Source organism: Isobaculum melis (assembly GCF_900111355.1).
Classification (GTDB): Bacteria; Bacillota; Bacilli; order Lactobacillales; family Carnobacteriaceae; genus Isobaculum; species Isobaculum melis.
Map to the genome: position 1 here is coordinate 1 of NZ_FOHA01000025.1, position 14,289 is coordinate 14,289.

The window sequence follows — 14,289 nt, forward strand, 5'->3', positions numbered from 1 at the left end:
TGGATTATCAAGCTTTTTTAGAAGAAAAACTGATATTTTAAATATTAAACATATCTCATATTTCAAGTAAAGGTAACACGCAAAGGAATGAAAATAAACAATGACCAAGAAGAAAATAATGATTGCAACAGGAGTGTTTATTTTATTATTACTAGGAGGGTACAAATATAGGGAGCATCAAGAGACTAAGAAACAAGAGCAACAGAAAATTGAACAAAAATTTTGGTCTAATCAAAAAATCCGAATTGAAAAATTTATTAGATATAACTTTAATGATATTGAGTCAATTGCTTTTACTGAAACTTTTAAAACGCCAATGGGTGTAGGGATACATGGTTATGTTAATGGGGATGAAAAAAAAATGTATTTTAGTGCAAGCATTTACAATGAACAACATACTTTTGAAAAAAGTTTATCCATTTCCTCTAAATTAGGCAAATTTTCCAAAGAACCCTATCATGTGTTTTCAGTTACTGAGATAGAAGAAATAGAGAAAACTAAGGATACGAATAATTAAAATTTTTTAAGTATTACCAGTGTAAAGTCCTAAAAAAACTACCTTTTCTCCCAATTAAAAAAGAAGAAAAAGTAGTTTAGTTTTTATGATAAATCCTTCATCCCATTCTCAAGGATTTCAATCACTGTTAACGCATCTTCATCACTCACAAGCTTATCTGCACCCTTATAAACCACATCATAAAGATTATCATAGACGCGACCATAATCTCCTTCAGGTGTTGGTAAAGCTTCGGTTGTCAGAGGGCCATCTTCGGCATCTTTAAAGTATAATGTCCCATAATCTTCCGTTCTATCTAATCCAAACCCTTCATCCTTAGGCCAGAGTCTAGCTTTTAAATCCAATTCCTGACGATCAATTTCTAGCTTTTTAAAGCTACCAGATTGTGCCAATAATTGCCATCTTGGCGCACCAGCAACAACTAAATGGTTACATTTAACAATTGCTTTAAAGGTTGGATAGAAAAGCTGAATATCAAAATAATCATCCTGCTTATTCTCTGGATTTCGGATGGAGCGAATATCATAGCTGACACGGTCAGGTGCACCAAATAGTGCAACTACTTGATCAATTAAATGCACCCCTAAACCATAAAAGGCGCCAGATTGATAATCAGCTAATGGTAAATCATATTGTGGTCTAAAGCGGTCAAAATGGGATTCTAGCTCAACGACTTGCCCCATTCTTTCATCAGCCATTGCTTGTAATAGCGCTAAATAGTCACTATCAAAACGACGGTTTTGATACGGCATTGCAATTAACCCTTTTTCATTTGCTAAAGAGAAAATTTCTTTCGCTTCTTGCTTTGTCCATGAAAATGGTTTTTCAACTAGGACATGCTTCCCGCTATTTAAGACTTGCATGGCATAGTCAAAATGACTATTTGGTGGTGTACAAATCACAACTAATTGAATCGCTGGATCATCTAAAATGGCATCAATAGAACGAACAAATTCAATGCCATATTCACTAAAATCAGCTTCTTCAGGTTTTTCTGAGCGTGCATAAATTGATTTAACCTTAATTGTTGGTCTATTTAACACATAAGGAAGATGGTAACGTGTTGTACTTTTACCAAATCCAATATAAGCAATTGTTAATTTTTCCACTTAAAATCCCCCAATAATCCATCTTTATTTTTCTGTAGAAAAGGTCACACAAACAGCTTCTGGTGCATATACATCTTTTTGTAATAACGTTAATTGACCTGTTTCAGCATCACGCTCAAAAAGTGTTAGGTTATCAGTTTCTTGATTTGCCACTACAACAAATTGATTTGTAGGATCTAAATCAAAGTCGCGCGGATGTTTTCCTTCAACTGAAATATGTTGTACAAGTGACAATGTACCATCAGCAGCTACAGCAAAGACAGCAAGTGATTCATGCCCACGGTTAGAAGCATAAACGAATTGACCGTCTTTTGAAATACGGATGGCAGCCCCAATACTTGTGCCAGTGAAATCAGCAGGTAAAGTCGGAACAGTTTGGACTTCTTTAAATTCTCCAGTTTCAGCATTGTAGCTTAAAACGACTACTTCGCTAGAAAGTTCAGTGAATAAATAAGCAAGTTGTCCATTTGGATGGAATACTAAATGACGCGGTCCTTGACCAGGTGTTGCTTGATAAACAGCCGCTTTTGTTAAATGACCCGCAGCATCAACTGCATAAGTGTAGACCTCATCTGTACCTAAATCACAGACAACCACATATTTGCCATCAGGTGTTAAATCCCCATAATGTGTATGTGGCCCATCTTGGCGTGCTTCATTTGGTCCTTTTCCTTCATGCTTCACAATATCTGTTAAAGATAAATGGCCATCTTCATGAATTTCTAAGACATCCATTGTTCCTTTATGGTAATTTGGCGAGAAAACAAAATGATCATTTTGATCTACCCCAATATAGCAAGGTGGTGCACCTGGACTTGTAACAGCATTAATAAATTTAAATGTACCATCCGCTTGTTTAGCAAAAGCAGAAGTTCCACCTTCTTCATTAACGCGAGAGACTGAAAATAAAAAGCGATTATCTTTTGATAAAGCTAAATAAGTTGGGTTTTCAATTTCAGCAACCACACGTAAATCCTCTAATTTTTTTGTTGCTGTATCTAAGGTAATTTCATAGATTCCTTTACTATCTTTTTTTGTATAGGTGCCAATTAAAATCTTTTCTTTCATCATTTGCTCATCCTTTCAAAATAAAAATCACATGATAATTATATCATATAAAGTGAATATAGTTCGACTTTGCTTCTTAATTAGCTCCCTTCATTTTTAAAATAATTAAAGGCAGAGATAAAATGAAAATTTATCTCTGCCTCATTCAAACCTAACGCTCCATTTTTTTCTTAAATTTCTCCCAAATGACTGACCATTCGATCATAAAAGGATGCTGTTTTAGCTTCCCAAATCTAAAGAATTTACGATGGAATTTGTTGGCTGCTTCATAAATACGTTCTCTAGCATGGGTATCACGGTATTCAATTAAATGATCTGCCTTATGACGATTTCCGCTACTCATTTGGAAATCAGTCACTGCCAAACGATTCAGAAAATGAAGTAGGCCTTCTTGATTATCAGCAATCTCACCAGGTAATTCTAAGCCATAAGTCATATTGGTTTCTTGCTGTGCTACTTGATAATCATGTTCAAATTGATAGAACAAGACAGGTTTGGTTAAGAAGCTGAAATCTAAAGCTTCTGGGGCATAATCTGTGATCATCATTAAGCTTTCCTTCATTAAAGGAATCGTTTGAATATCAGATTGTAATGTCACGGTACATCCCGCCTCTTGGAAAGCTGCGGTCCAATGCGCCATACTTTGTGGTAAGCAAACCATAATCGTTAAATCATTGCGTTCAAAGAATTTTTTAAAGCTATCTTTAGCCACAACAGCTAAGAATTCTTCTGCAATCGCATCAATCATTTCATTTTGATAATGCAAACCCGTTTCATGATCACTTGGGAAAATTAATACTTGGCGCTTAATCGGTAAGTCTGTACTTGCATCAAATAGGTCATCAAAGCGCGATAAACCGGTAATAGCAATTTGATTATCAAGATAATGTAAATCCTTTAGCACAATTGTACGCTCTCTTTTAGAATTGACTAAAAATAAATCAGCTTCAAATTGGGAACTAAAGCGATCCAATACATGACTAACATTTTGTGTCCCAAGCACACCGCTTTGTAAATAAATTTTATGCCCACGAATAAATGGTTTTAACAATCTTGTGTGAGAAGGATAGATTTCCTCAGGTGCATAGGTTGTAAAAATAGATTGGCTCATTAATAAATAGAAAATATGTTTTTTCGATTTATAAGGAAGCAAATGCTCTTCACCATATTGGGCAACATGCTGGTATTCATTTGAATCAGGGTCAATCACATAATACACTTCTTTTTCCGGATGCTGTTCGCGCATATATTTAAAGAAATAATAGCCTGTATTGTGTGCTTCTCCTGGCTTTTCTCCAATGACCCAAATTTTGCGGCGCAAATGGAATAAGCGCAGTAACCAAACAATGGGCAATAATTCCTTGAAATATTGATAGACGTGTTTATTAAAACGTGTCACACGAATCGATAAGCCAGCATATTCTTCTGTAAAAAGTGGTGAAAAAGTATAGGTCAATTGACCATAATGAACAAATGAGTCACGATGAACCAACTGAGAAGCAAGCAATGATGGATTTGCTACTTTCACTGTTGTTGGTTGAAAGAAACCATTTAAGTAAATATCAAAATATAAATCAAAATCATCATCATTAAAATCATTTAATAACAATAACTCAGCTAATTCATCAATTTCCACACGAATATGATAGTCATAATGGTGCAAATGAGTTCCTTTTTCGACAAAATCAAGGACATGGTTTGAATGAATCACTTGACGCAGTCCTGTATTTCGACTGACCATTATTGTGTCCATTCTGTTAATCGGAATGGCAGCAGAAAGCGCCTTACCTTTGACATCAATATATTTTTTCTTTACTTTGATTTGATCGACTGTGATCTCTTCAATATAACGATTACTTCTAATTTGAATATTCATACTGAAGGTGAAGCCGGTTGTTCTTAAACTAAAGTAAGGAAAGAATTGCTGATCTGCTACTTCAATTTGTGACAAACCAATTGCATCAAAGTGATCAAATAAATCTAAGGAAATGGCTTCGTCTTTAATGAGCCATTCTCCCTCGATAAAATATTCTGCTGAAAAGTAAAATTCAAAATGATGTGAACCACCATCAGGAACGATTTCATTCGCAAATTGAATTAAATCAAATGTAAAAGAAAAACGGTCACTACCTAAATCTTTACTTTCAAAATCATATTTTTCCTTTGTTTCTCGATGCTCAATAAAGAATCCCTTAAATACATAGGGATTTTTTTCAGAAAGTTCAATGATTGTTGTAATCATATGTTGCTGCTGTTTAATTGAAAATGATGGATGTGTCATCATCTCTTGATTGTCTGAAACTAGTTCCTCTAGATGTTGCTTTTTGGCTAAGCGATTAAAAGTCCTGGCCATTTAGAAGCCTCCTATATAGTCTCTATTTCGTTAATTGGGTAAATTAAACCACACCTATCATAACAAGTAGGATGCTTTCAAGCAATCGAATTTGCAATTTGTAAGCTAATTGCAATGTATGTAACGTAATAGAGTATCTTTTTTATGAATAATTTTTGTAGAATCAAAGAGTCATTTATTTATCTCAATCATGTGCTTTGCTACTGTGACAAATCATAATTTATGATAAAATGATAGATATCATGTGAAATAGAAAGAGGCGTTTGAATATGATTCATGCAAAAGTAGTTGAAATTGGAAAACAAGCTATTAGTCAAAAAGATCCAATGATTATTTTATTTGGCGAAACAGCAACAGCTGAAATTAAAAAAGTTGCGGTGATACAAGAATTTAAGGAAGGAATTCCTAATGAAGCTTTACGTGTTGGAGGAGAAGTGGCCTTTGGAGAGCAAGTCTATCACATTCAACGTGTGGGTTCTCTTGCCAATGAAAATCTGCAATCCATTGGACATGTGACACTGATTTTTTCAGATATCCCTGAAGAAGATGTCCTTGAAAATGCACTTTATTTATCACCAAAAGAATTGCCTAAAATTGATTTGGATACAGAAATTAAGTATAGTTAATAATATATGAGGTGATAGAGGAATGGAAAAAGGGAAGTTAAAACAGCCATTATCATGGTTTTGGAAATGGTTTTTAAACAATAAGGTCGTTACAGGTTTGCTCGTACTATTATTAGTTTTGCTCAACATTATGATGTTTTCAAAAATTTCCTATATCTTTGAACCAATTGGTCAATTTTTTAGCATTATTGGCTTACCTTTGATTATGTCAGGAATTTTATATTATTTATTTAATCCAGTGATTGACTATTTTGAAGCAAAGAAAGTTCCAAGGTCTGTTAGTATTGTAATTGTTTTTCTACTCATAATTGGGATTATCATTTGGGGAGTGGCTACATTAGTTCCCTTAATTCGAGAACAGACCATGAGCTTTGTGAGTAACTTACCCTCTTATTGGGAGCAAATTTCTCATAGTGCAGATCAACTCATGAAGAGTGATACGTTTGAACAATTCCAAGATGAGTTTTCTAAATTAAATACGGATATTTTTAAAACAATCACTGATAAAGTGACAAGTACGTTGAATTCGACGGTCAATGGTATTGGCAATCTATTAGGTGCTGTGACAAATGTGCTGATTGCATTGATTACAACACCCTTTATCTTATTCTATCTGCTTAAAGATGGACATCAGCTACCCAATTATCTGAAAAAATTTATTCCAGTGAAAATGCAACACTCATCATTTAAGGTTTTACATGAAATGAATAAGCAAGTGAGTCAGTATATTCGTGGACAATTAATTGTGGCTTTTAGTGTAGCGATAATGTTTATTATTGGTTATGCAGTTATTGGTATGGATTATGGGATTACACTAGGGATTCTCGCAGGTGTCTTAAACTTGATTCCTTATTTAGGGTCATTTTTAGCGATGGTTCCAGCGATTATTTTAGGTTTAGTGATTTCCCCTATTATGTTAGTCAAGGTATTAATCTTATTTATGATAGAACAAACAATTGAAGGTCGTTTTATTTCACCACTTATTTTAGGTAGTAATTTAGAAATTCATCCAGTGACCATTATTATTGTTTTACTCACTTCTGGAAAACTATTTGGCATCACAGGTGTGATTTTAGGGATTCCTGGTTATGCGGTCTTGAAAGTATTAGCCACACATATTTTTGAATGGCATAAGGAAACTTCTGGCTTATACGATGAGCAGGAGGATAAGCAATTGTTACTGGAAACTGAGAAGAAAATAGAATGATAAATGAACCGAGGTAAGTAAAATAATTTATTTTACTTATCTTTTTTAATAGGAAATTTCCCGGGAAATACATAAATGAAATCAAAAAGGGATATGTCAAAGACTTTTGATAGCGGATGTTATTAGAACTGTTTAATATGATAGGTAAGAAAGGAGCAGTAAAATGGATATTGGTACACAATTAAAAAAAAGACGTTTAGCTTTAAAATGGACACAAGAGCAAGTTGCTGAAAAAATTCATGTTTCTAGACAGACGATTTCCAATTGGGAAAACGGCCATAGCTACCCAGATATTGTTAGTGTGATTTTATTAAGTGATTTTTATGAAGTTTCCTTAGATGCTTTATTGAAAGGAGATCAAAAAATGGTTTATCATTTGCAAACATCAACCAATGTAGTCAAAAGTAACCGTCTGATTTTTTTGGGTTTACTTCTAAATGTTTTACTGATTGTGATGTTGATGTTTTCACAAGGAAATCAGCTACTCATCATCATCCTATTTACCATGGTGATTCTTAATAGTGCCAACTTTATGTATCAGATTATTAAAAAAATATAGTTAGGAGGAGAACCGAATGGGGGCAAATATTCTAATGATACTATCAGGAGTATCTCTCGTAGCCTGTGCAATACCTCTGACTTATCAAATGTACCAATTGTTACTGCTTGATGCGAAGAGTAAAGGTCTTGAAAAACCTAAGCTTTGGGCTGTCATTGGTGCTTCTGGTGGTAGAGGAGAAGGATTGCTCTTATACCTTCTTAAAAGAAAAAACTATTCAGGCGAGGTGTTAGAAGTTGAACAGCAAAAAAAGTATCAATTGAAGAAAAGGTTGACTATTTTATTGCTGATTCAACTCATTAGTGCGTTATTCTTTTTACTTGGATTGTTTCTTTAAAAGTTCTATCAGAAACCACTTTTTAGTGATAAAGAGAGGCTTCTGATAGTCGTTTAGCTAAAAAAATAAGCCGCTTTCATAAAAGGGCTTGCAAAAAAAGATAGGGCAGGTTATACTTTAGATGCTATCTAGAAAGCGTTTTATTTTTAAATCAATATACATTTAAATGTATATTGGAAGCAAAGAGTATAAACAAGGATTAATCGTAACGTGCTCATTCAATATACAAAATATTGTATATTGAGAAGGCGCAAGATTTTAATTGATCGATGCAGTATTGATTGAGTCATTTTTTCTATCTAAGATAGCGAGAATCAACAAATTTAGTCAGTCATAATCAACAGAATAGATTAAAGGAGGAAAAAGTATGAAAACAATTGTAGTCGGAGGACAAATTGATAAACCAGAAGTAAAAACACTAGTTGAGACATTAGCAGCTGGACAATTTAATGTAGAAGTGAAAAGTGATTTAGAAGCAGCTATGGCTGTGAAATCAGGGGATGCTGACTATTATGTAGGCGCTTGCAACACTGGTGGTGGCGGAGCTTTAGCAATGGCATTAGCATTATTAGGACATGATCAATGTGTCACCGTTTCAATGCCAGGTAAAATGATGGAAGAAACGAAAATCCGTGAGGAAGTACGTAGTGGTAAAAAAGCTTTTGGTTTTACAGCACAAGATAAAGAAAAAGTGATTCCTATTTTAATGGATGAATTAAAGCAATTATAAAAAGTATGTTGGAGGTATAAGAAATCATGGATACATCAAAAATTATTGAGTTATTAGTCGTGGGAGCATTAGGTGCCCTGTGTTCAATCTTAGCAAATAGAGGGATTGCCGTTTTTAATGATGGCTTACGTCCAGTTGTTCCTGAATTTTTAGAAGGAAAAATTGGTAAAAAAGAAATTGCAGCAACAAGCTTTGCTTTAAGCTTTGGTTTAGTCATTGGTTTTGGGATTCCGGTTTCAATTGGTGCTTCTATTATTCTGGTTCATAGTATTTTACTAGCAACAGATATTATTGGTAGCTGGTCACCAGTTGGCAAAAAAGGCATCATTATTGCTGGTGTTGTTGGGGCAGCTTACGGTGTCGGAATTACACTAGGTTTACAAGCAGTTGTTGATTTATTTGCGAAAATGCCAGTGGACTTCTTACCTTCATTAGCAATGGTAGGGACACCAGTCGTTGTGGCCTTCTCAATTTTCCCAGCAGTAGCAATTGCCTATCAACATGGCTTTAAAAAAGGTGCGATTTCATTTGCGCTTGTTGGTTTAACATTATTTGCAGTGAAAAAATTTGGTACATTCACTTTAAGTGGTGGCACAACATTCACTTTAAGTGCAGAAGGTATGTCTTTACTTGTTGGAATGATCCTCATGATTATCTTCGCAGTTGGTGTGAAAGGTGATGGAGATGCTAACCAAAACTTAATGAGTATCTTTATGGAACGTGTAAACCGTATTAAAAAGAACTGGATTCTTTTATCAGCTGTCGGTGGTTTAGTCAGTGCAGCAACAAGTCTTTTAATGATTGCAGGCGACCCAATTTCGCTAAATCTTTTAAGTGATGGAAAATATAGTGAAGCAGCGTTAGCAGCATTTGCTCGTGGGATTGGTTTTATCCCATTAGTATTCTCAACAGCAATTGTAACAGGTGTTTACAGTCCAGCTGGAACAACCTTTGTTTTTGTAGTGGGTATTTTACTAAGAGGCAACCCAATCTTAGCATTTGTGGTTGGTGCGCTTGTGATGTTTATTGAAATCATGTTATTAAACGGTATGGCGAAAGGGTTAGATAAATTCCCTGGCGTTCGTGAAATGGGCGAACATATCCGTACTTCTATGAATAAAGTCTTAGAAGTTGCCTTACTTATTGGTGGTGCTATGGCTTCTGAAGCAATGGCACCAGGTATTGGTTACTTCTGGGTCATTGGTTTGTATCTATTAAATAGAACAGCGAAGAAACCACTTGTTGATTTAGCAGTTGGACCAGTGGCAGCAATTGCCTTAGGTATTATTGTGAACATTCTTTATCTAGTCGGTTTATTCACTCCTGTTGTAGCAGGTTAAAGAAAGGCGTTATCGTAAATGAAAAAAACAGTCAAAGAATTTGCCAAAGCAACGATGTTGGCGTATCAAAACCCGTATCACAGCGTAGCATACATTGCTCCCCCAGCATTTGATGAAGCCTGTCAGCAATTAGAAGCTGATTTAACACCGTTTTATTTTGGTGTGAAAGAGACCCCTGTTTTAAATCCATGTCAAATGGCTTTGTCTGAAGCAGGTATGATTTTTCATACAATTGATAAAATGTCGGATCATGGTCGGGCGATTGATACAACTTTGGTAAATCCTTTAACTGGAAGAAGTATGACAGGTTCTTCAAGTGGAACAGCTATCAATGTTTTGCTTGGCATGAATGATATTGGGATTGGCAGTGATGGGGGTGGGTCTGTACTTGCTCCTGCCATGGCACTGCAATTATATGGCTTGATTCATCCAGCATTACCCGTGGTAAAAGTTAAAAAGCAATCAACTGATAACTTAACCTTTACCCCATCAGCAGGTTTCATTACTAGAAATTTTGCTTGTTTAGCAAAAGGTCTGGCTGTTTTTGATTTAAAGCCTGAAATGACAGCGATTAAAGTAGCCATTCCCAAAGGCTTAAGCCAGGAATTCTTAGCAGATTTGGCCCCTCAACTTTCAGCGTTGATCTCACTCGTGGAAGTTGACTATCCAGATTGTACGGCTGAGCGTTCCAAATTAATCCCTTGGCTTGAGCAAATGATGCAGCAATATGATGTAGTGATTTCACTGGAAGGGCCTATTGATACTTCTTCATATGGAGACTCTCTATTAGGAAGTTTTAGCGAACTTAGAAGTGCGGCACAGCAAGAAAGTGGTAAAGGCTTATTAAGAATTGTGAATATGCTTGATTTAGTAGGCCTAACCATTCCCTATGATGATTTGGCAAAAGGGCTATTATTGATTGCAAACCCAGCCAAAACAAGTGCGATTTTAGCCATTGCACAAGCAGTTCAACCACTGATTCCAGAATTGGTTCAGCGTTATTTTCATAAGAAATAGGAGATGATTAAGATGCCATTAGTAGATGGAATGACATTGATGCACGAACACACAACAATTGATTTATCAGGTGTGAAACAAAATGATGATTGTAATTTAAACTGCTTTGAAGAAACCATTAAAGAGTACCAAGTTCTTTATGAACAAGGGATTCGTAATATTGTAGATGTCACTGTTATGGGGATGAAAAGAAACCCAGAATATGTTAGAAAAGTGGCGGAAGCTTCTGGTATTCATATCATCCAAGCGACAGGTTGCTATACGGAGCGTTTCCTACCAGATTTTGTTGAAACAGATACCATTGAAGCTTTAGCAGAACGAATGATTCAAGAAATTGAAGTAGGTATTGATGGTACGGATATTAAAGCTGAAATTATTGGTGAAATTGGTTCAAGTAAAAATCAAATGACACCAAAAGAAACAAAAGTTTTTGAAGCTGCAGTATTAGCACATAAAAAAACAGGTAAGCCGATTACTACACATACAACCTTAGGGACTTATGGACATGAACAAATTGAATTCTTTAAAGAACGTGGCGTGGATTTATCACGTGTAGTCATTGGTCATGTAGACTTAAGCGGCAATGCTGATTATGTTTTGCATATGCTAAAAGAAGGCGTCTATGTAGAATTTGATACCGTTGGCAAAGAGAACTATATGCCAGATCAAACACGTTTAGAAATGTTATTAAAAATTCAAGAAGCAGGCTTTACAGATAAAGTTTTTCTTTCATTAGATATCACACGTAAAACAAATATGGCTTATAAAGGTGGTATTGGCTATCATTATTTAATGGATACATTTGTCCCTATGTTACGTGCTGGCGGCATTGAAGAAAGCTTTATCGAAAAAATGTTGGTGCATAATCCTCATACTTTTATGAACCAATAAAAAAAGGAAGATATAAACTATGGAAACTTATCCTTTAACAAGTTTAACAATTGAAGAAGCAACACAAAAACAGTTTGCATTAGTTGATGCAATTACCAAAGAATTTAAAGGCTCAGAAATTTTAACACGTGGTGACTTAGGCGTAGTTCCTGGACTAAATCAGCCTAAAACGACACATCAAGTAGAAAAAGTACTCGCCAATTTCTTTGATGCTGAAGCAGCAATGTTAGTGCGTGGTGCGGGTACAATGGCCATTCGTTTGGCGATGCATGCAGTACTGAAAGCAGGAGATACGCTACTTGTTCATGATGCACCAGTTTATCCAACAACACAAACATCTATTGAAATGATGAATCTCAAGGTGATTAAAGCCGATTTTAATGATCTCGAAGCAGTTAAAGCAGTAGCTGCAGCTTCAGACATTCAAGGAGCATTGGTTCAATTTACCCGACAAAAACCAGATGACTCTTATGATATTGGAGAAGTGATTGCAGCAATTCAAGCTGTGTTGCCTGACTGTCCCATTATTACTGATGACAATTATGCGGTCTTAAAAGTACCACAAATTGGTTCAGAGCTAGGTGCGACAATGGCTTGCTTCTCAACCTTTAAATTATTAGGTCCAGAAGGTGTTGGGTGTATTATTGGCTCAAAAGTAGCGATTGCTAAGCTAAGAAAAGAAAATTATTCAGGTGGGCTACAAGTACAAGGCTTTGAAGCGATTGCAGTTCTTCAAGGATTGATTTATGCCCCAGTTGCGTTAGCGATTTCTGCTCAAGTGAGTGGAAAAGTTTGTACGCGACTAAACAATGGTGAAATACCTGGTGTCAAAAAAGCCTTTATTGCCAATGCACAGTCAAAAGTGTTGCTGATTGAATTAGAGGAAGCCAATGCCAATGAGGTATTAATTGAAGCCGAAAAATTAGGCGCGGCACCAAATCCAATTGGCGCTGAATCAAAATATGAATTTGTCCCAATGTTTTACCGCCTATCAGGTACATTTAGAGCAGCCAATCCCAAAGCATCTGAATCAATGATTCGTGTCAATCCAATGCGTTCAGGTGAAGAAACAGTCTTACGTATCTTAAAAGAAGCGATCCTAAAAGCTGCGAAATAGCTTTTGCTATTGACTAACGGGAGAGACTATCCTTACAATAAAATTAGGACGTGTCTGAAAAATTCAAATGCTACTGTAGTTTTCTGACACGTCTTAACAAAAAAAGAGTCGAGGGATGCAACATGAATGAACATTTTTATCAAAAAACCGGAATTGTCATTACTTGGTTGGCAAGAGATTTAATGCAATTAAAAAAAGGGGATAGAATGCCCATTATTAGCGACTATCAACAACAGTTTGACATTTCGAGAGGCACCGTGCAGAATGCGTTGCAATTCCTGAAAGATAAAGAAGCTATTGAGACAATTAGTAAAGGTCATTTAGGGACATTCTTAAGTGAAGTAAACTATGAAGTTCTACAGCAATATGCGATTTCTGACTATGTTGTAGGGACCATGCCATTACCTTATTCTCGCTTATATGAAGGCTTTGCTACAGGATTATATCAAAACTTTAGTGACCATCAAATGCGTTTGAATATGGCTTATGTACGAGGTTCAAAAGACCGGATTCAATCAGTGGTTAATGGTGTGTATCATTTTGCAGTCGTCTCAAAATTTGCAGCAATGGAAGCCATCCGTCGTGAGGCTCCAGTTGAACAGATTATTGACTTTGGACCTTATACCTATTTGTCTAGGCATATCTTATTATTTGCGGAAGCACAGCAAAATCAGATTGAGGATCAAATGCGTGTAGGCATTGACAATAGTTCCTATGACCAACAAACCTTAACACATGAAATTACCAAAAATAAGCAAGTTGAATTTGTAGAAATGCCAGGCCATCAATTAATTTATGCCTTAAAAGAAGGCGTCATAGATGCAGGTGTTTGGAACTATGATGAAATTGTGGATAAAAATTACCAAGATTTAAATTATCGCTTTATAGAAGAAAGTCAGCTGCAATTAGATATGAGTACCGCAGTGATTATTTGCCATAAAGAGGATGCTATTTTTAAAACCGTCTTAAAGAAAAATATTGATCAACAAGCGTTATTAGCAACGCAAAAACAAGTATTAGAGGGGAATTTGATTCCTCGCTATTAAAAAGATGGAGCGATGAAGAATGATTCAAGAAAAATTAACAGTCTTAAAGACAGCAAACGTGATTGATGAAGCTGTTTACCAATATATGCAAGAAGTATTAAGTGTTTTAGAAACCAAAGAGTTAGTAGAAAAGTCGGAGGTTTTTATGACGCATTTAGCCATGGCGACTGCTCGTCAGCAAAAAGGTGAGAGCGTTGGCGCATTAGATGCATTGATTGTTGAACAAATGAAAGCAGAAACGCAATACGAAGAAGCAGTTGCGATTTGGCATGAATTAGCGGCTCTTGCTCCTGTTACATTTCATGAAGATGAGCTAGCATACCTTTATTTACACCTTTGTACCATGCTAGCAGAAGATTAGGGGGCGTGATT

The 14,289-nt window shown here is 35.7% G+C and carries 15 protein-coding genes; 12 read left to right on the forward strand and 3 right to left on the reverse strand.

The genetic code is table 11. From position 1 onward, the window contains the following. The first annotated feature begins 100 nt into the window (after positions 1-100). On the forward strand, positions 101-517 hold the full coding sequence (locus BMW29_RS12710; RefSeq protein WP_092653962.1) for a DUF1433 domain-containing protein: 417 nt from the start codon (positions 101-103) through the stop codon (positions 515-517). A gap of 83 nt (positions 518-600) precedes the next feature. On the opposite strand, the gene BMW29_RS12715 is transcribed toward BMW29_RS12710, so the two are convergent. The 3 genes from BMW29_RS12715 to BMW29_RS12725 all read right to left on the reverse strand — a co-directional run bounded on the left by BMW29_RS12715 (position 601) and on the right by BMW29_RS12725 (position 5,047). Continuing rightward, positions 601-1,626 (reverse strand): oxidoreductase, encoded by a 1,026-nt coding sequence (locus tag BMW29_RS12715; RefSeq protein WP_092653964.1) that lies wholly within the window; start codon positions 1,624-1,626, stop codon positions 601-603. A gap of 24 nt (positions 1,627-1,650) precedes the next feature. Beyond that, positions 1,651-2,694, reverse strand: coding sequence for a lactonase family protein (locus BMW29_RS12720; protein WP_092653966.1), 1,044 nt, complete (start codon positions 2,692-2,694; stop codon positions 1,651-1,653). A gap of 151 nt (positions 2,695-2,845) precedes the next feature. After that, a complete protein-coding gene (locus tag BMW29_RS12725; protein ID WP_092653968.1) occupies positions 2,846-5,047 on the reverse strand; it encodes a CDP-glycerol glycerophosphotransferase family protein in 2,202 nt (733 codons plus the stop codon). A 269-nt stretch (positions 5,048-5,316) separates the two neighbouring features. Here BMW29_RS12725 and BMW29_RS12730 point away from each other — a divergent pair, with 269 nt between their 5' ends. The 11 genes from BMW29_RS12730 to BMW29_RS12780 all read left to right on the forward strand — a co-directional run bounded on the left by BMW29_RS12730 (position 5,317) and on the right by BMW29_RS12780 (position 14,278). Then, entirely contained in the window at positions 5,317-5,673 is a 357-nt protein-coding gene (locus BMW29_RS12730; RefSeq protein WP_092653970.1) for a PTS glucitol/sorbitol transporter subunit IIA, read from the forward strand. Between the two features lie 22 nt (positions 5,674-5,695). Beyond that, positions 5,696-6,880 carry an AI-2E family transporter gene (locus BMW29_RS12735; RefSeq protein WP_092653972.1) on the forward strand — a complete coding sequence of 395 codons (1,185 nt, stop codon included), beginning with the start codon at positions 5,696-5,698 and terminating at the stop codon, positions 6,878-6,880. Between the two features lie 163 nt (positions 6,881-7,043). Beyond that, the gene (locus BMW29_RS12740; protein ID WP_092653974.1) at positions 7,044-7,439 is read left to right on the forward strand and encodes a helix-turn-helix domain-containing protein; all 396 of its coding nucleotides are present in this window, start codon (positions 7,044-7,046) and stop codon (positions 7,437-7,439) included. Between the two features lie 16 nt (positions 7,440-7,455). Continuing rightward, entirely contained in the window at positions 7,456-7,776 is a 321-nt protein-coding gene (locus BMW29_RS12745) for a hypothetical protein (RefSeq protein WP_092653976.1), read from the forward strand. Between the two features lie 367 nt (positions 7,777-8,143). Beyond that, entirely contained in the window at positions 8,144-8,506 is a 363-nt protein-coding gene (locus BMW29_RS12750; protein WP_092653978.1) for a DUF2620 domain-containing protein, read from the forward strand. 26 nt (positions 8,507-8,532) lie between these two features. Continuing rightward, a complete protein-coding gene (locus tag BMW29_RS12755; RefSeq protein WP_092653980.1) occupies positions 8,533-9,846 on the forward strand; it encodes a YhfT family protein in 1,314 nt (437 codons plus the stop codon). 18 nt (positions 9,847-9,864) lie between these two features. Continuing rightward, complete coding sequence (locus tag BMW29_RS12760; protein ID WP_092653982.1) at positions 9,865-10,863, forward strand: amidase family protein; 999 nt, start codon at positions 9,865-9,867, stop codon at positions 10,861-10,863. 12 nt (positions 10,864-10,875) lie between these two features. Beyond that, on the forward strand, positions 10,876-11,754 hold the full coding sequence (locus BMW29_RS12765; RefSeq protein WP_092653984.1) for a phosphotriesterase family protein: 879 nt from the start codon (positions 10,876-10,878) through the stop codon (positions 11,752-11,754). Positions 11,755-11,773: 19 nt separating this feature from the next. Next, positions 11,774-12,871 (forward strand): aminotransferase class V-fold PLP-dependent enzyme, encoded by a 1,098-nt coding sequence (locus BMW29_RS12770; protein WP_092653986.1) that lies wholly within the window; start codon positions 11,774-11,776, stop codon positions 12,869-12,871. 122 nt (positions 12,872-12,993) lie between these two features. Continuing rightward, the gene (gene yhfZ / locus BMW29_RS12775; RefSeq protein ID WP_092653988.1) at positions 12,994-13,917 is read left to right on the forward strand and encodes a GntR family transcriptional regulator YhfZ; all 924 of its coding nucleotides are present in this window, start codon (positions 12,994-12,996) and stop codon (positions 13,915-13,917) included. Between the two features lie 19 nt (positions 13,918-13,936). Further along, complete coding sequence (locus BMW29_RS12780; protein ID WP_092653990.1) at positions 13,937-14,278, forward strand: PRD domain-containing protein; 342 nt, start codon at positions 13,937-13,939, stop codon at positions 14,276-14,278. The last annotated feature ends 11 nt before the right edge of the window (positions 14,279-14,289 follow it).